The organism is Streptococcus sp. KHUD_012 (genome assembly GCF_052588255.1).
Genome location: NZ_CP159355.1, coordinates 1,837,077 through 1,859,041, shown reverse-complemented (window position 1 = coordinate 1,859,041; position 21,965 = coordinate 1,837,077). Strand labels below are relative to the sequence as shown.

Sequence of the window (21,965 nt, the reverse complement as noted above, 5' to 3'; positions counted from 1 at the left end):
TCATGAATATTTCTGAAATCAAAGATTTGTTGGCTCAATTTGATGCGTCAACTTTGCGTGAATTCTCATATAAAAATAATGGCGAAGAATTGAATTTGAGTAAAAACCAAACGAGTTCAGTTGCGGCTACACCGGTTGCTCCTGCAGTTGAAGTGGTAGCAGCTCCTCAAACTCCTGTAGTAGCCCCTGTTGTTGAAGCATCAGCAACTCCAGCTGTAGCGGCTGAACCAGTTGCTGCTCCAGCTCAGGCTGCAGAAGGTGATGTGGTTGAAAGTCCATTGGTTGGGGTGGCTTACTTGTCGCCAGCACCGGATAAACCAGCCTTTGTATCTGTAGGAGACAAAGTTACTAAGGGTCAAACACTCTTGATTATCGAAGCCATGAAAGTGATGAATGAAGTCCCAGCACCAAAAGATGGGGTAGTCACTGAAATTTTGGTAACGAATGAAGAAATGGTTGAATTTGGAAAAGGATTGGTTCGAATCAAATGACAATTGATATTAATGCTATTCGTGAGGCTTTGCCGCATCGTTACCCAATGCTTTTGGTGGATCGCGTTATAGAAACAAGCGAAGATACGATTGTTGCCATTAAAAACGTGACAATTAATGAACCATTTTTTAATGGACATTTTCCACAATATCCTGTTATGCCAGGTGTTCTCATCATGGAAGCTTTGGCACAAACAGCAGGTGTACTAGAGTTGTCAAAACCTGAAAATAAAGGGAAATTAGTCTTTTATGCAGGGATGGACAAGGTGAAGTTTAAAAAACAAGTCGTTCCAGGAGATCAACTGGTGATGACAGCTACTTTTGTCAAACGTCGTGGAACCATTGCTGTTGTTGAAGCGAAAGCAGAGGTAGACGGTAAGCTTGCAGCTTCAGGAACGCTTACGTTTGCAATTGGAAATTAAGAAAGGCCTATCTATGTTTCGTAAGATCTTAATCGCCAATCGTGGTGAGATTGCAGTACGCATTATTCGTGCGGCTCGTGAACTTGGCATCGAGACGGTTGCAGTGTATTCTACTGCTGATAAAGAAGCCTTGCATACCTTACTAGCGGATGAAGCAGTCTGTATTGGACCTGCTAAATCAACAGAGTCTTATTTGAATATGAGTGCTGTCTTGTCTGCAGCTGTTCTAACTGGTGCAGAAGCTATCCACCCTGGTTTTGGATTTTTAAGTGAAAACTCAAAATTTGCAACCATGTGTGAGGAAGTGGGCATTAAGTTTATTGGTCCTTCTGCTAAAGTCATGGATTTGATGGGGGATAAGATTAATGCTCGTAAACAGATGATCAAAGCAGGAGTGCCTGTTATTCCTGGATCAGATGGTGAAGTGTATACTGCTGAAGAAGCCCTCGAGATTGCAGAACGTATTGGTTACCCTGTGATGTTGAAAGCATCTGCAGGAGGCGGTGGTAAGGGAATTCGAAAGGTTGAAAAACCAGAAGATTTGGTTGCTGCTTTTGAATCTGCTTCCTCAGAAGCTCAAGCTGCTTTTGGGAATGGTGCCATGTATATGGAGCGGGTGATTTATCCGGCACGCCACATTGAAGTACAGATTTTAGCTGATCAGCATGGACATGTCATTCACTTAGGTGAACGCGATTGCTCTCTTCAACGAAATAACCAAAAAGTTTTAGAAGAATCCCCTTCAATTGCTATCGGAAAAACTCTTCGTAATCAAATTGGTTCTGCTGCTGTTCGGGCTGCTGAATCAGTTGGGTATGAGAATGCTGGAACGATTGAATTCTTGTATGATGAAGGCAAGGGTGAGTTCTACTTTATGGAAATGAATACCCGTGTGCAAGTAGAGCATCCTGTCACGGAATTTGTAACAGGAGTTGATATCGTTAAGGAACAGATTAAAATCGCAGCTGGCCAAGAATTATCCGTTACTCAAGAGGATATTGTCATTAAAGGCCATGCGATTGAATGCCGGATCAATGCGGAAAATCCTTCCTTTAACTTTGCACCAAGCCCAGGTAAGATCACTAATCTCTATCTTCCAAGTGGTGGGGTTGGCTTGCGTGTGGATTCTGCTGTGTATCCTGGTTATACGATTCCACCATACTATGATAGTATGATTGCCAAGATCATTGTCCATGGTGAAAATCGCTTTGATGCACTGATGAAAATGCAGCGTGCTCTTTATGAGTTGGAAATCGATGGTGTCACAACCAATAGCAGTTTCCAGTTGGATTTGATTTCAGATTCACATGTGATCGCTGGTGATTATGACACTGCATTTTTGATGGAACAATTCCTTCCAAATTATAATAAGGAATGATGAAAAAGCCTGGACTTGTGAGGGAAGTATGAACATCATCTTCACAGTTTCAGGCTTTTATAGTAATGCTGCAGATACTGTAGCATATTATAAGGAGTAAGTAATGGCATTATTTTCTAAAAAAGATAAATATATTCGGATCAATCCGAATAGGTCAGCCTGGAAGGAGCCTCAGCCAAAACCTGAAGTTCCTGATGAACTATTTTCACAATGCCCAGGTTGTAAACATACCATTTACCAAAAGGATTTAGGTAGTGAACGGGTCTGCCCGAATTGTGGCTATACCTTCCGTATTTCTGCTAAAGAACGCCTGGCGCTGACAGTGGATCCAGCTAGCTTTGAAGAAATGTTTACAGGAATCGAAACGACAGATCCTTTGAATTTTCCTAATTATAAGAAGAAACTAGCAGCAGTGCGGGAAATGACGGGACTGGATGAAGCTGTCCTGACTGGAACTGCCTTGATTAAAGGGCAAAAAGTTGCGCTTGGGATCATGGATTCCAACTTTATCATGGCTTCAATGGGTTCTGTAGTAGGCGAAAAAATTACTCGTTTATTTGAATTTGCGACAAAAGAAAAATTGCCAGTTGTTCTCTTTACCGCTTCTGGTGGCGCTCGGATGCAAGAAGGAATCGTGAGTTTGATGCAAATGGCAAAAATTTCTGCGGCTGTTCAACGTCATTCTAAAGAAAAATTATTCTATTTGACGGTATTGACAGATCCGACAACCGGTGGGGTAACGGCTTCATTTGCTATGGAAGGTGATATTATCATGGCAGAGAGTCAGGCCTTGGTTGGTTTTGCCGGTCGGCGCGTGATCGAATCAACTGTGCGTGAGAAATTGCCAGATGATTTCCAAAAAGCAGAATTTCTGCAAGAACATGGATTTGTAGACTTGATCGTGGAGAGAAGCCAAATCCGAGCAACGATTGGACAATTATTGGCCCTTCATGGAGGTAAACATGAGTAAAATAACACAGATTATTAAAGAGGCACGTGACCAAGGAAGATTGACTGCGCTTGATTTTGCTCAAGGAATTTTTGATGATTTTATCGAATTACATGGAGATCGAAACTTCCGTGATGATGGTGCGGTGATTGGTGGGATTGGACGCTTAGGCGATCAAACGGTTACAGTCGTTGGAATCCAAAAAGGAAAAAATCTTCAAGATAATCTAAAACGTAATTTTGGGCAACCCCATCCAGAAGGCTATCGAAAAGCTTTGCGCCTCATGAAGCAAGCGGAGAAATTTGGTCGTCCAGTTGTGACCTTTATCAATACAGCGGGTGCTTATCCTGGTGTTGGTGCTGAAGAACGAGGACAAGGTGAAGCCATTGCCCGTAACCTCATGGAAATGAGTGATCTAAAAGTTCCAATTATCGCGATTATCATCGGAGAAGGTGGCTCTGGTGGTGCCTTGGCTCTTGCTGTGGCAGATAAGGTCTGGATGCTTGAGAACTCCATCTATGCGGTCTTGAGTCCAGAAGGTTTTGCCTCTATTCTTTGGAAAGATGGAAGTCGTGCCATGGAAGCAGCAGAGTTGATGAAGATTACTTCTCACGAATTGTTAAATATGGAAATTGTCGATAAGGTGATTCCCGAGCATGGATTTTCAAATGGAGAACTACTGGCTCAAGTGAAGAAGGAATTACAGGAAGAGTTAAAGGTTTTACAAGCTTTACCTCTCGAAGAGCTTCTGGAGCAACGCTACCAACGTTTTCGTAAATATTAAAAAACTGAGCTTGCAATTTGCAAGACTCAGTTTTTTTAAACTTTATTTTGGTGCGATGACTTCTGCGCCACCCATGTATGGGCGAAGGACTTCTGGAATGGTCACAGAACCGTCTTCGTTTTGGTAGTTTTCAAGAATAGCAGCGACGGTACGTCCGACAGCCAACCCTGAACCGTTCAAAGTGTGAAGGAGTTTTACCTTGCCATCTGCTTCATCACGGTAGCGGATTTGCGCACGGCGAGCTTGGAAATCTTCTGTATTAGAACAGCTTGAGATTTCACGGTAGGTGTTTTGCGCTGGAATCCATACTTCCAAGTCATAAGTCTTGGCAGCTGAGAAGCCCATGTCTCCCGTTGAGAGAGCTACTACACGGTATGGAAGGTTCAGTTTTTGAAGGATATTTTCAGCATTGACAACCATTTTTTCCAATTCATCATATGAATCTTCTGGTTTGGCAAATTTCACCATTTCAACCTTATGGAATTGGTGCAAACGGATCAAGCCACGGGTATCACGACCGGCTGAACCAGCTTCTGAACGGAAAGATGGACTCATAGCGGTGAAGTAGATTGGAAGATCTTTCCCATCAAGAATTTCATCGCGATAGTAGTTTGTCAAAGGAACTTCAGCTGTTGGAATGAGGACATAATTGGTATCGCTAAGTTCAAAAGTATCTTCCTTGAATTTTGGATACTGACCAGTACCAAACATAGAATCATGGTTGACCATGTAAGGAGGGATGACTTCAGTGTAGCCTTCCTTGCCATGTTCGTCCAACATGAAGTTGTAGATAGCGCGTTCTAAGCGAGCTCCAAGTCCTTTGTAGAAGAGGAAACGAGCACCAGTGACTTTAGCCCCGCGTTCCCAGTCAAGGATATCAAGGTCTTCTCCTAAATCCCAGTGAGCTTTTGGTTCGAAGCCAAATTCGCGCGGTGTTCCCCAACGGCGAACCTCAACGTTGTCATCCTCATCCGCTCCAACAGGGACACTGTCAGCAGGGATGTTTGGAAGGGTAGTAGTGAATTCAGTTAATTTGGCATCGATTTCAGCCAATTCTGTATCCAATGCTTTGACTTCTGCAGAGAGGGTTTGCATGGCAGCAATCTTATCATCTGCATTTTCCTTGTTGCGTTTAGCTTGTGCGATTTCAGCAGATACAGTGTTACGCTCTGCTTTGAGATTTTCTACTTTGACTAAGATATCTCGACGTTTAGCATCGATTTCTTTCATTTCATTCAAAATAGCTGCATCTACGCCACGTGTTGCCAATTTTTTAGCAACAGCATCAAAGTCTGTACGAATTCGTTTAATATCTAACATAGCTTCTCCTTTAACAAAAAACACACCTGTTAGAGTGTTGGAGTGGCAGAGCCACGGTTCCATCCAACTTCACAGGTGTGCACTTGATTCGATATTGTATTTTAAAGAAACGGTAGAATTTCAATTAAGATTTCTATCTGCTCGCAGCAACCGCAGACTTTCTGAAAGAACCTCTTAACTTACTTATCCGTTTGCGTCTATTATACAAGAAAAGATCCTATTTTGCAAATAGATTTTTAATTTTAGCCGTGATGATTTGGATCAACGTAGGAAGTTTGACAATTTTATCATTTCCTAGATGTTCCCGAGCAATCTTTAAAATTTTTCCAGAGTCTTTTGAAGCAAAGAGAAATTTTGATTCTCTGGTATAGATTTCAAAATGGCGGCTAATTTTACGTCCGGATACATTGGCTCCGATTCGCTCGATTTCTTGCCAGGGAATTTGGATGTAGTCTTCTACATTTGCATCCGCATAAAATTCAAAAGCGGCATTCCCGACTAGGATTTTTCCAACCTTTCCCCCCACTCCAAGGTAAGAAACCCCTGTAGTATGGAATTCAACGGTTTTATTCAATGATTGAGCCATGAGATCCTCCTGTATTGCTGTTCACTCCATTATATCATAATAAAAAGAAGGCTGAAACCTTCTTTTTAGTTGATCTTTGCTTACATCAAGCCCGCAACGTGTGCTAATACACCGATTACAAAGAGAGCGATGATGATGGTGATTGGAGATACTTTTTTCTTCAACAACCACATACAAGCAAAAGTAAGAAGTAATCCCATCAAACCAGGAATCAATGAATCCAAGTTTTGTTGGAAAGTTGTAACTTTTTCAGGTGTTTGAGATAGACCTGAGCCAACTTGAGCGAAGGCTTCTTGGATACCCTTGTATCCTTCAGGAAGTTTATCCCAGTGGATATAAGCTTTGTCGTCTAATTTGACAGAAGAAACATTAAAGATGAATTTAATAGATACCCAACGTTCTACCAAGACAGCGAGGATGAACATCCCAAGGATAGAAGCCCCTTTAGTGATGTCTTGCAAGATCCCACCAGACATATCTTTGGTAATTTCAGAACCTGCTTTGTAACCAAGTTCTTGCGTGTACCACAAGAAGGCCATACGAATCGCATTCCATGCGATAAAGAAGATGAGTGGGCCAAGGATGTTACCAGACGCAGCAAGTGATGCACCAAGAGCCCCAAGAATTGGACGTGCTGTAAACCAGAAGACTGGATCTCCGATACCCGCCAAAGGACCCATCATACCAATTTTAACCCCTTGGATGGCAGCATCGTCAATCGCAGCACCGTTTGCTCTTTCTTCTTCAAGAGCAAGTGTTACCCCGATGATAGGAGCAGCAACGTATGGGTGAGTGTTAAAGAATTCCATGTGACGTTCAAGAGCAGCCGCTTGGTCTTCTTTCTTCGTGTAGAGTTTTTTGATAGCTGGGATCAATGAGTAGGCCCAACCCAAGTTTTGCATCCGTTCATAGTTCCAAGAACCTTGCAAGAAGGTTGAACGCCACCAAACTTTTTGACGATCTGATTTAGATAATTGTAATTTTTCAGTCATGATAGTGTCACACCTTTCTTAATAGTCTTCGAGAATGTCGCCGATTGGATCGTTAGAAGTAGCGGCTCCGCCACCTCCATTGCCACCTTTCTTAGAAAGAGTAAGGTAGATCAAGGCAAGGGCAACACCAATTGCTCCAAGAGCGATCAAAGTTAATTGGCTAACGGCTGCAAGAGCAAAACCAATGGCAAAGAATGGCCAAACTTCACGGCTTGCCATCATGTTGATAACCATGGCATAACCAACGGCTACAACCATACCACCACCGATTTGCATTCCATCAGAGAGCCATTTTGGCATTTGTTCAAGAGCAGTTTTGACAGTTTCAGCAGGAATCATCAACAAGAGGGCTGCAGGAATGGCGATACGAAGACCTTGAAGAAGAAGGGCCACAAAGTGAGCGCGTTCTACACCTTTGATATCCCCTTTTCTAGCAGCAGCGTCGGCAGTGTGAACCAAACCAACGGAAAGGGTACGGACGATCATGGTCAAGAAAAGACCAGCAACTGCAAGTGGAATAGCGACACTTTGAGCGACAGCGATTCCTTTTGTACTGAAGTCTCCCCCAAGTACCATGATGATGGCAGCAGCGACAGATGCAAGGGCAGCATCGGGTGCAACTGCGGCACCAATGTTTGCCCAGCCAAGTGCAATAAATTGAAGTGAACCACCAAGCATAATGCCAGCAGTCAAGTTACCTGTTACCAAACCGATTAAGGTACAAGCAACAAGGGGTTGGTGGAATTGGAATTGGTCAAGGATACCTTCAAGACCTGCTAAGAAGGCAACAACGACCACTAATACCATAGAAATAATAGACATGTTTAAAATCCTTTCGTAAGTAATCGATTATTGAACGTTAGCTTTGTTAATTAAGTCAAACAAATCTTTCTTAGAGTCATTTGGCACTTTACGGACGTCAAATTCTACTCCAAGATCACGCATTTTTTCAAATGTAGCCACATCCTCTTTATCCATTGACAACACATTGTTAACCATGGTTTTACCAGTTGAGTGAGCCATTGAACCAACGTTCAAGGTTTTAATCGGAACACCACCTTCGATGGCGCGAAGAGCATCTTGAGGTGTTTCAAATAAGATCAAAGCATGGGTATTTCCAAAACGTGGATCTTTTGCAACGTCGATCAATTTTTGAATTGGGACAACGTTTGCTTTCACACCATTTGGTGCCGCTTGTTTGATCAATTCCTTACGGAGTTCATCTTTGGCAACAGAATCTGAAGCAACAATGATCCGATCGGCTTTTGAATCAGGTGTCCAAGCAGTTGCGACTTGTCCATGAAGAAGACGTGTATCTAAGCGGGCAAGGTTAATCTTGAGTTTTCCATCTCCGATAACTGTTCCTTCTGGAATAGCAGCCTGGGCTACAGGAGCAGCAGCGGCTGTGCTAGCTTCTTCAACAGGATTCAATTCTTCTGGAAGGGCTTTGACACCGTCTTTTGCTTCCTTGATGATGTTTGCAGCGACTTGATCAACGCCGGCATTTGCATCCATCAAACGCTCTGTATAAGCTTGAATCAACATCGGAAGGTTCAATCCTGTGATGATCGCAAATTTACGATCTGGATTTTCTCCCATGACGCGACTCGCCTGGTTAAATGGAGAACCACTCCAAAGGTCAGCCAAAACCAAGACCTCATCTTCTGCATCAAATGCAGCAACAGCCGCATTGAATTTAGCATAGAGATCATCCGGGCCTTCACTTGGCATGAACGTAACCACTTGAACTTTCTCTTGATCCCCAAAGATCATCGAGCCGGATTGGTGGATTCCAGCTGCAAATTCACCGTGGCTAGCAATAATGATACCAATACTCATTATTGACATTCCTCCTTATAAAATTTGTTTGACTTTCAGTTTAAGAAAACTTTAAGCTACTTTATTATAAATCGTTTTCACACTTAAGTCAATTTTTCTATCAAAAACTCGATATAAAAGCATTAATTTATTATATTAAATTATCGTTGAATAAAAATTGAATGCTCTTGAATGGCTCTTGTTTATTAGTTGATGATGGCAGAAGAAAGCAATGATATGTAGGTTTCATAGGATTTGAATTTCAATAAAAATATTCCAACAATCGATCTATATCCGCAAAAATAAAAAATAAATATATAATAAATTGTAAAATAGAATGATTGAGAGCACTCAAAAAGACTAGCCCAGTTGGGCTAGTCCTGTAGGTTCAGTTGTTTAGTTTGTAAAGTCAAGTACCATACGTCCTTGAATGGTTCCAGCTTCCATTTCGTCAAAGACTTTGACTGCATCTTCTACTGGACGTTTTTGAACGACAGGGACTACCAAGCCTTCTGCACCAAATTGGAAGGCTTCTTCCAAGTCTTTACGAGTTCCTACAAGAGAACCAATGACTTGGATACCATCTAATACAGTTTTCACAATGCTGAGGTCCATCATTTCAGAAGGAAGACCAACTGCAACCACGCGGCCGCCTGCACGAACAGAATCTACTGCTTGGTTGAAAGCTACTTTAGAAACAGCTGTTACGACAGCAGAGTGAGCTCCACCATTTGTTTTTTCTTTGATCAATCCTGGGACATCTTCAACTTCGCGACCGTTGATGACAAAGTCTGCACCAACTTCTTTCGCCAATTCTAGTTTATCATTGTTGATATCGACAGCGATGACATGTGCGTTGAAGACTTTCTTAGCATATTGAACAGCCAAGTTTCCTAGTCCACCAGCTCCATAGATAACAATCCATTGTCCTGGTTCAGCTTTGGCTTCTTTGATGGCTTTATAAGTGGTAACACCTGCACACGTAATAGAAGATGCTTGGGCTGGATCTAATCCTTCAGGTACTTTCACTGCGTAATCTGCAGTAACGATACATTGTTCAGCCATCCCTCCATCAACAGAGTAACCAGCATTTTTTACAGTACGGCAAAGAGTTTCACGACCAGTTGTACAGTATTCACAAGTTCCACATCCCTCGAAGAACCATGCGACACTGACACGATCCCCAACTTTTAGGCTCTTGACATCTGGAGCAACTTCTTTAACAATACCGATTCCTTCGTGTCCAAGAACACGGCCTGGAACTTTACCGAAGTCCCCGTGAGCAACGTGCAAGTCAGTGTGGCAGACACCACAGTATTCGATTTGAACAAGTGCTTCCCCTGTTTCAAGTGGACGCATGTCTTTGTTTGCAACGATTTCAACACCAGTACCTTCTGGATTTACAACAACAGCTTTCATTTTGTTCCTCCTTAAGTGAACGAGAAGCGGTTTAAAATTTTTGAAAGCGCTTCTTTAATAACTATGTTAATAATATCACAAACCAGATGACGAGGCAATGAAAAAAATGGAAAAAAGGGGCGGTATTGATTAACCGATTAAGGATTTGGCGCAGAAAAAGACATGAGGGGATAACTCATGTCTGTTAGTTTTATAAGAATAATTGAATGAGTTGGCGCGCGACACCATCTTCGTTATTTGTGAAATCTGTGACGGAGTCTGCATAAGGGAGAAGGACGGAGCTAGCATTTTTCATAGCGTATCCATGACCAGCGAGAGCTAGCATGTCAGTATCGTTGTGCTCGTCTCCAAAGGCAATCAAATCCTTCTGATCCATATTGAGTTTATCCAGAAGGTAGGTCAGAGCAGAAGCTTTGGTCACATTTTTTGGATTGCATTCCAGAATATTTAAGGGACCACCCCAAGTATTGATAGACAGATTGTAGTCATAATGACGATTCATTTCATCTGCCAGAGCATATTTGTCTTCCGCTTTCGTTTGAAAGAGAATACAGTTTGGGTCGCTCGTTACCCGCTCGGGATTGAATTGATTTTCTGGTTGGAAAGATTCAATCCCGAATAATTTAGGATCTGCAACATGCTCATTTGGATCGGTAATAAAGAATTTATTGCGGTATTCGCCTGCTATAAAGTCCGCTTGGATAGTGTCTCGGTTAGCGACCATATCTAACAGGTATTTTTTATCTAAAGTCAAACATTGTTCATCTGCCCATTTTTTCTCAGGTAGATGCGTAAGGGAGCCGTTAAAATTGATCATCGGAGTATCTAGCTCTAGTTGTTTGTAATAGGTATGTGCCATACGGTAAGGGCGGCCTGTTGTAATAATGACTTTATGGCCAAGAGCACTAATTTTTTTTATCGTATCAATGGTAAAGTCGCTCAATTTGCTTTCGGAATTTAAGAGAGTGCCGTCTAGATCTAGAGCGATCATCTTTTTATGCATATTTCAGTTCCTTTCGAGAAGAATGAGACCATTATATCAGAAAAATCGGAAAAGCGCTCAAAAATCGAGAAGAGAAGTAGGATTTCTTGAAAGGCGAAAGATCTTTTGGTAAAATAGAAATAACGTTCGCAAATTGATTGGGAGCGAGAATGATGAAAAAGGAGTTTATTCTGAAATGGATAAGTTTTTTAAACTTTCAGAACATGGAACCACTGTTCGAACAGAGGTTCTTGCTGGTTTGACAACCTTTTTTGCGATGAGTTATATCCTCTTCGTAAACCCTCAAATGTTGTCACAAACAGGTATGCCAGCTCAAGGGGTCTTCCTTGCAACGATTATTGGATCCGTTGTCGGAACCTTGATGATGGCTTTTTATGCCAATTTACCTTATGCACAAGCACCTGGGATGGGCTTGAATGCCTTCTTTACCTTTACCGTTGTATTTGGTATGGGCTACTCATGGCAGGAAGCTTTGGGAATGGTCTTCATTTGTGGTGTGATCTCATTGATTATCACATTGACAAATGTTCGGAAGATGATCATCGAATCGATTCCGACCGCTCTTCGCTCTGCTATTTCAGCTGGGATCGGGATTTTCTTGGCCTATGTTGGAATTAAGAATGCGGGATTTTTGAAATTCACGATTGACCCTCATACCTATACAGTGGTTGGAGAAGGAGCAGATAAGGCGAATGCAACGATCTCAGCCAATGCATCTGCTGTTCCTGGATTGGTTGATTTTAACAATCCGGCTGTCCTCTTGGCTCTTGTTGGTCTTGCGATTACTATTTTCTTTGTTGTCAAAGGGATTAAGGGAGGAATTATCCTTTCTATCTTAGCAACGACTGTGCTTGGAATTCTCATCCATGTGGTTGATATCACTAAAATCGACTTTGCAAGTAATCATCTAGGAGCTGCCTTTAATGATTTAGGCAAGATCTTTGGTCAAGCTTTGGGATCAAAAGGATTGGGTTCTTTGATTTCCAATACGTCTCGTTTGCCTGAGACCTTAATGGCAATCTTAGCCTTCTCCTTGACGGATATTTTTGATACAATTGGAACTTTAATCGGTACGGGTGAAAAAGTTGGGATTGTTGCGACAAATGGGGAAAACCATCAATCAGCGAAATTAGATAAGGCCCTCTATTCAGACCTTGTAGCGACTTCAGTCGGAGCTATTGCAGGAACTTCAAACGTAACGACGTATGTTGAATCTGCAGCTGGTATTGGAGCTGGTGGACGCACTGGTCTGACAGCCTTGGTTGTAGCGATCTGTTTTGCTATTTCAAGTCTCTTTAGTCCGTTGTTGGCGATTGTACCGACCGCTGCCACAGCCCCAATTTTGATTGTTGTTGGGATCATGATGTTGAGTGGCTTGAAAAATATCCATTGGGAAGATATGTCAGAAGCAGTTCCTGCTTTCTTCACCTCTATCTTTATGGGCTTCAGCTACTCGATTACACAAGGGATCGCTGCTGGATTTATCACCTATAGCTTAGTGAAAGTGGTTAAAGGAGAAGCCAAAGAAGTGCACAGCATGATTTGGATCCTAGATGTTCTCTTTATTTTAAACTACGTTAGCATGGCCTTGAATTAGTTATCAGGGAAATATTTAAAAAGGAATGGGAGTGGTTTCCCATTCCTTTCAGATTGAAGACAAAGTTATACCAAAAACATTCCTTAGGTGAGTACGGACGTCAGCGAACTTCTTTGAAGTTCCATGACTAATTATTGAGCCTAAGGTCTCAATAATTCCGAGTGCCTGAAACGTTATTGTTTCAGGCACTTTTCTCACAGCGGAAAGTTTCAGTATTTTCTTAAATCGATTTAAAAATTGGAACTCAAATTTATTTTTTTGCAGAATCACTTAACTTATTTTACTTTAAAATAGTTTGACTATCTATCTAAAAAGCAAACCTGAGTGGAACAATTTCTAAAAGAAAGAGCAGATTTTTAAAAAGTTTGGTATAATAGAGAAATGATTAGTCACAATGAAACGGAGCTGATCGCTCTAGGGAAACAGCTAGGAAAACTCTTAGAAAAGCAAGATGTGATCATCTTATCGGGTGATCTAGGGGCAGGAAAAACGACCTTTACCAAGGGAATTGCAAAGGGTTTAGGGATTGATCAGATGATTAAAAGTCCGACCTATACCATTGTTCGTGAATACGAAGGCCGCTTGCCTTTGTACCACTTGGATGTTTACCGGATTGGGAATGATCCAGATTCGATTGATTTAGATGATTTTCTATTTGGAGATGGTGCTACCATTATTGAATGGGGAGAGTTGATTGAGCCGAGTCTCTCGGATGCTTATCTTAAAATTTTTATCCGAAAATTGGAAGATGGGCGAGAGTTGGATTTTGAGGCTCATGGAGCGCGTGCAGAAGCTTTACTAGCATCCTTTGAGCAGGTGGAAAAAACCGATGACTAAGGAAAAGGAAGTGACATTAGAAATTCGGCAAGCTGAAAGTGCAGACGCTGCTCTTGTCGTTGATTTCTTAAATCAAGTTGGGAAAGAGTCAGATTACATGACGCTAGATGAAGCTGGGATAGGCATGTCTCCAGCAGACATGGAGCATTTTCTAATGGTGCAAGAGATGACGGATAACCGGATTTGCCTCTTGTTATTTCTAGATCAGGAACTGGCAGCTTTGTTAAATATCACTGCGGCTTCTCAACGGTCTGTTCAGCATATTGGAGATGTCTTTATTGTGGTTCGCAAAGCTTATTGGAATCAAGGACTTGGACAGATCTTGTTGGAAGAAGGAATCGAGTGGGCGTACTCGACCGGTGTTCTTAGGAAACTAATCTTGAATGTCCAAGTGCGCAATGAACGAGCGGTTCACCTGTATAAAAAGTTAGGTTTTGAGATTGAAGGTTGCCAAGCTCGTGGAGCTTGTTCAGCTGAAGGAGAATTCTTAGATGTTTACCTTATGGGGAAACTGATAGATTAGAGAGAGAGTCTACATGGTTAAAAAAATTATTTTGATGTTTTTGAGCTTATTGACGGTAACAGTGATTGGGATCGGGGCCTATGGTCTCACCATCCTTAATCAAACAACAGGGACCCTCAGTAAGACCTATAAGGGTTTTGGAAATGAGACCAATGTCATCGCAGAAAACAAGCCGATGACCATTCTTTTGATGGGGGTTGATACAGGTAGTGGTTCTCGGGAAGATCCTTGGGCCGGAAATAGTGATACCATGATTTTGGTGACTGTTAATCCTCAAACCAAAGAAACAACCATGACTAGCTTGGAAAGAGATATTTTAACCAATATTACTTCAGATGGCGAAACAGTCCAAGCAAAATTGAATTCGGCCTATGCTCAAGGTGGTGCCAAGTTAGCCATTAAAACCATTCAGGATCTCTTGAATATCCATATTGACCGTTATGTCATGATCAATATGAAGGGATTGGTTCAATTAGTGGATAAGGTTGGTGGCATTACGGTCAACAATCCATTTGACTTTGATATCTCGATCGAGGAAAATGAGCCAGAATATACGGCTAAGATTGCACCAGGACGTCAGGAGATCAATGGGGATCAAGCCCTCGTTTATTCACGAATGCGTTATCAGGACCCAGAAGGAGACTATGGACGCCAAAAACGCCAACGTGAAGTGATCAAAAAGATTGTTGAGAAAGTATTAAGCCTCAATAGTTTGAGTCATTATAAAGGAATCATTGAGTCTGTTAGTGACAATATGCAAACCAACATTTCACTTGACAGCAACAGCCTTCTTCAATTGCTCGGCTATAAAGACGCCCTTTCAACGATTCATCAGTACCAGTTGAAAGGAGAAGATGCAACCTTAGCAGACGGTGGTAGCTACCAGATTGTCACTTCAAAACATATCTTAAAAATTCAAAATATCATCCGCAAAGCTTTAGGCAAGAAAGAAATCAAAACATTGAAAACCAATGCTTATCTATTGGATGGAGATGAAGAATTGAAGAATGCTTCTTCTCAAAATGATACGCCAGCGGCATCATCTGAGGAAGCACCTGTTTACCAAGAGTTTAATCAATTACCAGTTGTACCATCGACCCAGGATACGGGAGTGGTGACGCCTCAAAGTTCTGTTGCACCAGTGACACCAGTTGCTCCTGCAGCTACAGAGTCGAGCAGTGTGACACCTACGGTGCCTTCAGAATAAGAAAAAAACGATTGAGTTTTCTCAATCGTTTTTACTTGGTTGCCAGATGTCTTGAATTTCTTTTAGAGAGGCAGTTGCTTGCTGGCTAAAGAGTTTGGTCTTGTATTGGAAATCCGTTACCAATTCTTGAAGATTGGTCTTTTGGTCTTGGATAATATCCAGATTACGTTGGATTTTTGCTAGGTTATCTTGAATTCCCTTGACCAATTGGCTAGATTCAGTCACCTCTGTTTTAATTTCTTTGCGGTTTTTTACTAGGTGGTAGCTAATGCTAGCTCCTGTTGCAAACCAAAAGAGATTTTTGAGTTTCATATGGCCTCCTTTTTAACTGTTTTTGATGGTTTCTGCGAGAACTGCTAGTTGTTCAAAATTAGGCTCGTGTTCAGTAAAAGAAATGGCAAGCTCATCTTGATCGGAATAGCGAGGGATAATGTGGACATGTGTGTGAAAAACGGTTTGTCCAGAAACTTCTTCCATGTTGCTGATGATATTCATTCCCTTAGCTTGGGTAGCAGCTTCTACTTTTTTAGCAACTTTAGAGACACGTGCAAATAGTTGAGCTGTGGCGGTTTCGTCCATCTCTAAGAGATTGCGAGCGTGTTTTTTTGGAACCACTAACGTATGACCTGGTGTAACCTGAGAGATGTCCAAAAATGCGAGGACTTCCTCGTCCTCATAGACTTTGGAGGAAGGAATGTCGCCAGCTATAATCTTACAAAAAATACAATCATCAACCATAAATACACCTCATTTAGACTAAATTTTGTTATAATATAAGAACATTATACCAGAAATCGGAGAAAATATGTTAGAAATCAACAAGTTGACAGGGGGCTATGTCAACATCCCTGTCCTGAAAGAGGTGAGTTTTTCAGTTCCGGATGGCCAACTGATTGGTTTGATTGGACTAAATGGAGCCGGGAAGTCAACCACGATTAATGAAATTATTGGTCTCCTGCATCCTTATGCTGGGGAAGTACGGATTGACGGCCTGAGCCTGCCAGAAGCTCCAACGGAATACCGCAAGAAAATTGGTTATATTCCAGAAACCCCTAGTCTATATGAAGAATTAACCTTGAGAGAGCATATCGAGACTGTTGCTATGGCCTATGATTTAGACATGGATCAGGTCATGGTGCGCGTCCAGCCTTTATTGGAACGATTCCGTTTGGCTGAAAAATTAGATTGGTTCCCGACCCAGTTTTCAAAAGGGATGAAGCAAAAGGTCATGATTATTTGCGCCTATGCAGTGGATCCAAGTCTTTTTATTGTCGATGAACCCTTTTTGGGATTGGATCCTGTTGCGATTGCAGATTTGATTCAGTTATTGGCCGATGAGAAAGCAAAAGGAAAATCGATTTTGATGAGTACCCACGTTCTGGATTCGGCTGAAAAGATGTGTGATGGTTTTGTGATCCTCCATAAGGGTCAGATCCGAGCAAAAGGGACCTTGGACGAGCTGCGTTCAACTTTTGGGGATGAGAAAGCAAGTCTAAATGATATCTACATGACCTTGACAGAAGAGGAAACAGCATGAAAGAGTTGATGAAAAAACGGCAACAAACGTTTCGAACTCAATGTGTAAAATATAGCCGCTATGTTCTCAATGATCATTTCGTCCTCTTTATGTTGATTTTCATAGGATTTTTGGCGGTTCAATACAGCCAATTCTTACAAGAGTTACCCAAAGATACAAGCCTGATCCGCTGGAGTCTCATGATTGGTTTGCTCCTCTTGGTTCCGATTGGCTCCATTGCGACCTACTTAGAGAAACCCGATGCTTTATTCCTTTTAGTAAAGGAAGAGGAAGTAAAAAACCATATCAAAGGGCAGGCCAAGAAGTCTTTTGTGTTTTGGTTTTTGATTCAAAGTTTTGTCCTTCTATTATTTGTGCCTCTTCTTCTGGCAACGGGGCTGGATAACCTTGCTATTGTAGCTTATATCCTTGTCTTAGGAGTGGCTAAATGGGCTGTTTTTAGCTGGAAGGAAGCGCGCTTCTACCAGGATGGAAATTTGAATTGGAACTTGGCCATTGCTCGTGAGAATGCAAGGAAACAATTGATTCTTCGCTTTTTTGCCTTGTTTACAACGGTGAAAGGGATCACTAACAGTGTTAAAAGAAGAGCTTACTTGGATGGTTTCTTAGGGCTTCTTCCCAAAACACATGGCAATACGTGGCTTCACTTATATATGCGCTCCTTCCTACGGAATGGAGATCTTTTCTCTATGACTCTCCGACTCTTGGCTCTTTCCATTCTCGCTATCATCTTTATTCCCCAGCCTCTCGTAGTGATTGCCCTTGTAGCCTTGCTCAATTACTTGGTTATTTTTCAATTACTGGGGCTTTACAGTGCTTTTGATTACCAACCCTTGACCCTCCTTTTCCCGATGAAAAAGGGCAGTAAAAAGGCAGGGTTGAACAAAACGATTCAGCTGGTCATGGGGATGATAACGGTGATAGAAGGGGGGATTGGTCTGGTCTTTATTTCAGATAAAGTCCTGTTGTTAGGCTTACTGGCTTACACAGTTGCTTTAATCCTACTCTATCTTCCATTTAAGATGGCGCGCTTGGTTGACGAAAGTCGTTAAAATTAGTAAAATAGATTGGAAACTTTTTACGGAGGAAAAGATGGACTCGAATGAAAAAGAGCTAAGCCTCACCCCAATTCCTGGGAAGAGTGGGAAGGCCTACATGGGGACCTACCCAGATGGTGGGCGCGTTTTTGTAAAAATGAATACGACCCCAATCCTTGCGGGTCTAGCAAAAGAACAGATTGCTCCTCAATTATTATGGAGTCGACGATTGCCAGATGGAAATGTGATGAGTGCCCAAGAATGGTTGAATGGGGAAATTCTCACGCCAAATGGGATGTCGAAAAAACAAGTCGTCAATATTTTAACGAGATTGCACCGTTCTAGACCTTTGATGACCCAATTGAAAAAACTTGGCTATCCTGTGGAATCTCCATTAGAATTGCTCAATTCTTGGAGCAATCGGTTGCCAATTGCCCTACGTCAGAACCACTATATCCAATCAGTCGTAAAGAATTTACGTAAGACAGTGCCTGCCTTTCGGGAGGATTATGCGACGATCGTCCACGGGGATGTTCGTCATAGTAACTGGATTGAAACAGAGAGCGGCTTGATTTATCTAGTCGATTGGGACTCTGTTCGTTTGACAGACCGGATGTTGGATGTGGCGCATATCTTGAGTCACTATATCCCAGATTCTAATTGGCGCGATTGGTTAGGCTATTATGGCTACAAGTACAATCAAAAAGTATTTGATAAACTCTATTGGTTTGGTCAATACTCTTTCTTGTGCCAAATTGCTAAATACTATGAAAATAATGATTTAGAAAATGTCAATCGCGAGATCTATGCTCTGCGCAATTTCCGGTTGAAATATGGAAAGGAAATATGAGAGTTAGAAATCGCAAGGGAGCGACTGAATTATTAGAAGCGAACCCGCAATATGTGGTCCTAAATCCAGAAGATGCCAAGGGAAAATGGCATGAAATTTTCGGGAATGACCATCCTATTCATATCGAAGTGGGTAGCGGAAAAGGGGCCTTTATTACTGGGATGGCCAAGGCCAATCCAGAGATCAACTACATCGGAATTGATATTCAAAAATCAGTCTTGAGTTATGCTTTAGATAAGGTCTTAGAAGCTGATGTTCCTAATATTAAATTGCTTTGGGTAGACGGGGATAGCTTGACCAACTATTTTGAAGATGGAGAAATCGATCAACTCTATCTGAATTTTTCAGATCCTTGGCCTAAGAAACGTCATGAGAAGCGTCGTTTAACATACAAGACCTTCTTGGATACCTTCAAGCAAATTCTTCCAGAACATGGGGAGATTCACTTTAAAACAGACAACCGAGGTTTGTTTGAATACAGTTTGGTGAGTTTTTCGCAATATGGAATGACTTTGAAGGGAGTCTGGTTAGACCTTCATGCTAGTGACTTTGAGGGCAATGTCATGACGGAATATGAGAAGAAGTTCTCAAGTAAAGGCCAGGTCATTTACCGTGTAGAAGCACAGTTTTAGCATATTCCTTGCAATCATTGGGAAATCGTGCTATAATACATTAAATGAATAGAAAAGGAGAGGCGGGGAAATATCTTCGCCTCTTATCTATGAGGAGGTGGCAACCATCGCAACGATTGTTGACTTAGTAACAGAAGTGATTCAGCCAGCTATAAAGGAACCATTTGAATTGGTTGATGTTGAATATGGCAAAATGGGTGGTGACTACGTCTTAAGCATTTTCGTAGACAAACCAGAAGGAATCACACTGAATGATACAGCGGATTTGACAGAAATCATCAGTCCGCTATTGGATCAAATCAAACCAGACCCATTTCCAGAACAGTACTTTTTAGAAGTCACCAGTCCTGGCTTGGAGAGACCTTTGAAAACCAAGGAAGCACTCGAGGGAGCTGTTGGTAAGTACGTCAATATCAGCTTGTACAAGGCTGTTGAAAAGCAAAAGGTCTTTGAGGGGAACCTGGTAGGTTTTGAAGAGGATGTTTTGACCATTGAGTATATGGATAAAACACGAAAGAAAACAGTGGATATTCCTTATAACCTTGTGTCCAAAGCAAGGTTGGCTGTAAAATTGTAACAGAATGAAAGAAAGGATGCCTTTATAGTAGAGGCAAGAAAAACATGAGTAAAGAAATGCTAGAAGCCTTCCGCATTTTGGAAGAAGACAAAGGGATCAAAAAAGAAGATATCATCGAAGCCGTCACAGAATCATTGCGTTCAGCTTATCGCCGTCGTTATGGACAATCAGAAAGTGCAGCGATTGAATTCAATGAAAAAACTGGAGATTTCCGTGTTTATACGGTTCGTGAAGTGGTGGATGAAGTCTTTGATAGCCGTTTAGAAATCAGCTTGAAGGATGCCTTGGCCATTAGCTCTGCTTATGAGTTGGGGGATAAGATCAAGTTTGAAGAAGCACCAGCTGAATTTGGTCGTGTAGCAGCTCAATCTGCTAAACAAACGATCATGGAAAAAATGCGTAAGCAAACGCGAACCATCACCTATAACACTTATAAAGAGCATGAAAATGAAATCATGAGTGGAACGGTGGAGCGCTTTGACAATCGTTTTATCTATGTCAATCTTGGCTCAATCGAAGCTCAATTGTCTAAGCAAGACCAAATTCCAGGAGAAGTGTTCCAATCTCATGACCGGATTGAAGTCTTTGTCTACAAGGTAGAAGATAATCCACGTGGTGTCAATGTCTTTGTTAGCCGAAGCCATCCTGAAATGATCAAACGTTTGATGGAACAAGAAATTCCTGAAGTTTATGATGGAACTGTTGAGATTATGAGTGTAGCGCGTGAAGCTGGAGATCGTACAAAAGTTGCGGTTCGTAGCCATAATCTAAACGTAGATGCGATTGGGACTATCGTTGGTCGTGGTGGATCGAACATTAAAAAGATTACCAGCAAGTTCCACCCAGCTCGATACGATCAAAAATTAGACCGTATGGTTCCGACAGAAGAAAACATCGATGTCATCGAGTGGGTTCCAGATCCAGCTGAATTTATCTACAATGCGATCGCTCCTGCAGAAGTGGACCAAGTTATTTTTGATGATGAAGATAGCAAACATGCTCTCGTTGTGGTTCCAGATAATAAACTATCTCTTGCCATCGGTCGTCGTGGTCAAAACGTTCGTTTGGCGGCTCATTTGACTGGTTACCGCATTGATATCAAATCTGCTAGTGAGTTCGAAGAAATGGAAGCAGCTCAAGAAACTTTTGAAGACCAAGTAGAAAGTGGCGAAGAGCAAGTCGATTAAGAGAGGGAGGGAAAATGGTAAAAATAAGAAAAATCCCTTTAAGAAAATCTGTCGTTTCAAATGAAATTATTGATAAGCGTGATTTGCTCCGCATTGTCAAAAATAAAGAAGGACAAGTCTTTATCGATCCAACTGGCAAAGCCAATGGTCGAGGTGCTTATATCAAATTAGACAATGAAGAAGCGGCACTTGCTAAGAAAAAGAAAGTTTTTAATCGTAGCTTTAATATGGAAGTGGAAGAAGCTTTCTATGATGAATTGATCGCTTATGTAGATCATAAGGTGAAGAGAAGAGAGTTAGGCCTTGAATAAGCAAAAGATAAGTAATTTGTTGGGCTTGGCGCAAAGAGCAGGAAAACTCATTTCTGGAGAAGAACTCGTGATCAAAGCCATCCAGGAAGAAAAAGCAAAATTAGTTTTTCTGGCGAATGATGCAGCTAGTAACCTGACAAAAAAGGTGACAGATAAGGGTCACTATTATGAGGTTCAAGTATCTACCGTGTTTTCAACACTAGAATTAAGCACTGCAATTGGACGTGCCCGTAAGGTCGTCGCTGTTGTAGATGCTGGATTTTCAAAGAAAATGAGGTCTCTTATGGAATAGAAGAGGAGGACAGCAATTGTCTAAGAAAAGATTATACGAAATTGCCAAAGAATTGGGCAAGGAAAGTAAAGAAGTCGTCACTCGTGCGAAAGAATTAGGTTTTGACGTCAAGAGTCATGCATCTAGTGTCGATACTGATGTTGCTGAAAAGTTGATCAAGAGCTTTGCAGCGAAAAAAGAAACAGTCGAAAAGAAAGTAGCAGAAGTGGCTGCCAA

The 21,965-nt window shown here is 41.6% G+C and carries 26 protein-coding genes and 1 pseudogene; 18 read left to right on the top strand and 9 right to left on the bottom strand.

Annotated features, from left to right (window positions below; all coding sequences use genetic code 11):
* The first annotated feature begins 2 nt into the window (after nt 1–2).
* From accB to ABVF55_RS09025, 5 genes are all read left to right on the top strand, one after another.
* Complete coding sequence (gene accB, locus ABVF55_RS09045; protein WP_049490989.1) at nt 3–491, top strand: acetyl-CoA carboxylase biotin carboxyl carrier protein; 489 nt, start codon at nt 3–5, stop codon at nt 489–491.
* Nucleotides 488–913, top strand: a complete 426-nt coding sequence (gene fabZ, locus ABVF55_RS09040; protein ID WP_049490988.1) for a 3-hydroxyacyl-ACP dehydratase FabZ — start codon at nt 488–490, stop codon at nt 911–913. The genes accB and fabZ overlap by 4 nt, the downstream gene beginning before the upstream one ends.
* Nucleotides 914–926: 13 nt before the next feature.
* Nucleotides 927–2,291 (top strand): acetyl-CoA carboxylase biotin carboxylase subunit, encoded by a 1,365-nt coding sequence (locus ABVF55_RS09035; protein ID WP_003003860.1) that lies wholly within the window; start codon nt 927–929, stop codon nt 2,289–2,291.
* Nucleotides 2,292–2,394: 103 nt separating this feature from the next.
* Complete coding sequence (gene accD, locus ABVF55_RS09030; protein ID WP_445285258.1) at nt 2,395–3,261, top strand: acetyl-CoA carboxylase, carboxyltransferase subunit beta; 867 nt, start codon at nt 2,395–2,397, stop codon at nt 3,259–3,261.
* Complete coding sequence (locus tag ABVF55_RS09025; RefSeq protein WP_021154504.1) at nt 3,254–4,024, top strand: acetyl-CoA carboxylase carboxyl transferase subunit alpha; 771 nt, start codon at nt 3,254–3,256, stop codon at nt 4,022–4,024. The genes accD and ABVF55_RS09025 overlap by 8 nt, the downstream gene beginning before the upstream one ends.
* A gap of 42 nt (nt 4,025–4,066) precedes the next feature.
* Here ABVF55_RS09025 and serS read toward each other — a convergent pair whose 3' ends face one another.
* From serS to ABVF55_RS08990, 7 genes are all read right to left on the bottom strand, one after another.
* Nucleotides 4,067–5,344, bottom strand: a complete 1,278-nt coding sequence (gene serS, locus ABVF55_RS09020) for a serine--tRNA ligase (protein ID WP_049506154.1) — start codon at nt 5,342–5,344, stop codon at nt 4,067–4,069.
* Nucleotides 5,345–5,561: 217 nt separating this feature from the next.
* On the bottom strand, nt 5,562–5,930 hold the full coding sequence (locus ABVF55_RS09015; RefSeq protein ID WP_023920226.1) for a DUF956 family protein: 369 nt from the start codon (nt 5,928–5,930) through the stop codon (nt 5,562–5,564).
* An 80-nt stretch (nt 5,931–6,010) separates the two neighbouring features.
* On the bottom strand, nt 6,011–6,922 hold the full coding sequence (locus tag ABVF55_RS09010; protein WP_445285257.1) for a PTS system mannose/fructose/sorbose family transporter subunit IID: 912 nt from the start codon (nt 6,920–6,922) through the stop codon (nt 6,011–6,013).
* Between the two features lie 18 nt (nt 6,923–6,940).
* Entirely contained in the window at nt 6,941–7,744 is an 804-nt protein-coding gene (locus tag ABVF55_RS09005; protein ID WP_003003888.1) for a PTS mannose/fructose/sorbose transporter subunit IIC, read from the bottom strand.
* 27 nt (nt 7,745–7,771) lie between these two features.
* Nucleotides 7,772–8,761 carry a PTS sugar transporter subunit IIB gene (locus ABVF55_RS09000; protein WP_445285256.1) on the bottom strand — a complete coding sequence of 330 codons (990 nt, stop codon included), beginning with the start codon at nt 8,759–8,761 and terminating at the stop codon, nt 7,772–7,774.
* A 375-nt stretch (nt 8,762–9,136) separates the two neighbouring features.
* Nucleotides 9,137–10,159 (bottom strand): alcohol dehydrogenase AdhP, encoded by a 1,023-nt coding sequence (adhP, locus tag ABVF55_RS08995; RefSeq protein ID WP_003003874.1) that lies wholly within the window; start codon nt 10,157–10,159, stop codon nt 9,137–9,139.
* A 190-nt stretch (nt 10,160–10,349) separates the two neighbouring features.
* The gene (locus ABVF55_RS08990; RefSeq protein ID WP_049471729.1) at nt 10,350–11,162 is read right to left on the bottom strand and encodes a Cof-type HAD-IIB family hydrolase; all 813 of its coding nucleotides are present in this window, start codon (nt 11,160–11,162) and stop codon (nt 10,350–10,352) included.
* Between the two features lie 175 nt (nt 11,163–11,337).
* On the opposite strand from ABVF55_RS08990, the gene ABVF55_RS08985 reads away from it, so the two are divergent.
* The 4 genes from ABVF55_RS08985 (at nt 11,338) to lytR (ending at nt 15,326) form a co-directional block, all read left to right on the top strand.
* Nucleotides 11,338–12,759 (top strand): NCS2 family permease, encoded by a 1,422-nt coding sequence (locus ABVF55_RS08985; RefSeq protein WP_049471728.1) that lies wholly within the window; start codon nt 11,338–11,340, stop codon nt 12,757–12,759.
* A 381-nt stretch (nt 12,760–13,140) separates the two neighbouring features.
* On the top strand, nt 13,141–13,596 hold the full coding sequence (gene tsaE, locus ABVF55_RS08980) for a tRNA (adenosine(37)-N6)-threonylcarbamoyltransferase complex ATPase subunit type 1 TsaE (RefSeq protein ID WP_445285255.1): 456 nt from the start codon (nt 13,141–13,143) through the stop codon (nt 13,594–13,596).
* The gene (locus ABVF55_RS08975; protein WP_445285254.1) at nt 13,589–14,119 is read left to right on the top strand and encodes a GNAT family N-acetyltransferase; all 531 of its coding nucleotides are present in this window, start codon (nt 13,589–13,591) and stop codon (nt 14,117–14,119) included. Before tsaE ends, ABVF55_RS08975 begins: the two co-directional genes overlap by 8 nt.
* 13 nt (nt 14,120–14,132) lie before the next feature.
* Complete coding sequence (lytR, locus tag ABVF55_RS08970; RefSeq protein ID WP_445285253.1) at nt 14,133–15,326, top strand: glycopolymer--peptidoglycan transferase LytR; 1,194 nt, start codon at nt 14,133–14,135, stop codon at nt 15,324–15,326.
* A 21-nt stretch (nt 15,327–15,347) separates the two neighbouring features.
* On the opposite strand, the gene ABVF55_RS08965 is transcribed toward lytR, so the two are convergent.
* Together ABVF55_RS08965 and ABVF55_RS08960 are read right to left on the bottom strand one after the other, a co-directional pair.
* Nucleotides 15,348–15,638 (bottom strand): hypothetical protein, encoded by a 291-nt coding sequence (locus ABVF55_RS08965; protein ID WP_003012641.1) that lies wholly within the window; start codon nt 15,636–15,638, stop codon nt 15,348–15,350.
* 12 nt (nt 15,639–15,650) lie between these two features.
* Nucleotides 15,651–16,064, bottom strand: coding sequence for an HIT family protein (locus ABVF55_RS08960; RefSeq protein ID WP_003012582.1), 414 nt, complete (start codon nt 16,062–16,064; stop codon nt 15,651–15,653).
* A 67-nt stretch (nt 16,065–16,131) separates the two neighbouring features.
* Here ABVF55_RS08960 and ABVF55_RS08955 point away from each other — a divergent pair, with 67 nt between their 5' ends.
* From ABVF55_RS08955 to ABVF55_RS08915, 9 genes and pseudogenes are all read left to right on the top strand, one after another.
* A complete protein-coding gene (locus ABVF55_RS08955; RefSeq protein ID WP_445285252.1) occupies nt 16,132–16,863 on the top strand; it encodes an ABC transporter ATP-binding protein in 732 nt (243 codons plus the stop codon).
* Nucleotides 16,860–17,915, top strand: a complete 1,056-nt coding sequence (locus ABVF55_RS08950) for an ABC transporter permease (RefSeq protein WP_445285251.1) — start codon at nt 16,860–16,862, stop codon at nt 17,913–17,915. Before ABVF55_RS08955 ends, ABVF55_RS08950 begins: the two co-directional genes overlap by 4 nt.
* A 40-nt stretch (nt 17,916–17,955) precedes the next feature.
* Nucleotides 17,956–18,750 carry a cell cycle regulator CcrZ gene (ccrZ, locus tag ABVF55_RS08945; RefSeq protein ID WP_003003852.1) on the top strand — a complete coding sequence of 265 codons (795 nt, stop codon included), beginning with the start codon at nt 17,956–17,958 and terminating at the stop codon, nt 18,748–18,750.
* A complete protein-coding gene (trmB, locus tag ABVF55_RS08940; RefSeq protein ID WP_024056398.1) occupies nt 18,747–19,382 on the top strand; it encodes a tRNA (guanosine(46)-N7)-methyltransferase TrmB in 636 nt (211 codons plus the stop codon). The genes ccrZ and trmB overlap by 4 nt, the downstream gene beginning before the upstream one ends.
* Before the next feature lie 97 nt (nt 19,383–19,479).
* Nucleotides 19,480–19,959, top strand: a complete 480-nt coding sequence (rimP, locus tag ABVF55_RS08935; protein WP_003003953.1) for a ribosome maturation factor RimP — start codon at nt 19,480–19,482, stop codon at nt 19,957–19,959.
* A gap of 44 nt (nt 19,960–20,003) precedes the next feature.
* A complete protein-coding gene (gene nusA, locus ABVF55_RS08930) occupies nt 20,004–21,146 on the top strand; it encodes a transcription termination factor NusA (protein ID WP_445285250.1) in 1,143 nt (380 codons plus the stop codon).
* A gap of 14 nt (nt 21,147–21,160) precedes the next feature.
* A complete protein-coding gene (gene rnpM / locus ABVF55_RS08925) occupies nt 21,161–21,457 on the top strand; it encodes an RNase P modulator RnpM (RefSeq protein WP_445285249.1) in 297 nt (98 codons plus the stop codon).
* Nucleotides 21,450–21,749 carry a YlxQ-related RNA-binding protein gene (locus ABVF55_RS08920; RefSeq protein ID WP_003010399.1) on the top strand — a complete coding sequence of 100 codons (300 nt, stop codon included), beginning with the start codon at nt 21,450–21,452 and terminating at the stop codon, nt 21,747–21,749. The genes rnpM and ABVF55_RS08920 overlap by 8 nt, the downstream gene beginning before the upstream one ends.
* 16 nt (nt 21,750–21,765) lie before the next feature.
* Nucleotides 21,766–21,889 (top strand): annotated as a pseudogene (locus ABVF55_RS08915) (translation initiation factor IF-2 N-terminal domain-containing protein); the annotation flags it as partial.
* Between the last annotated feature and the right edge of the window lie 76 nt (nt 21,890–21,965).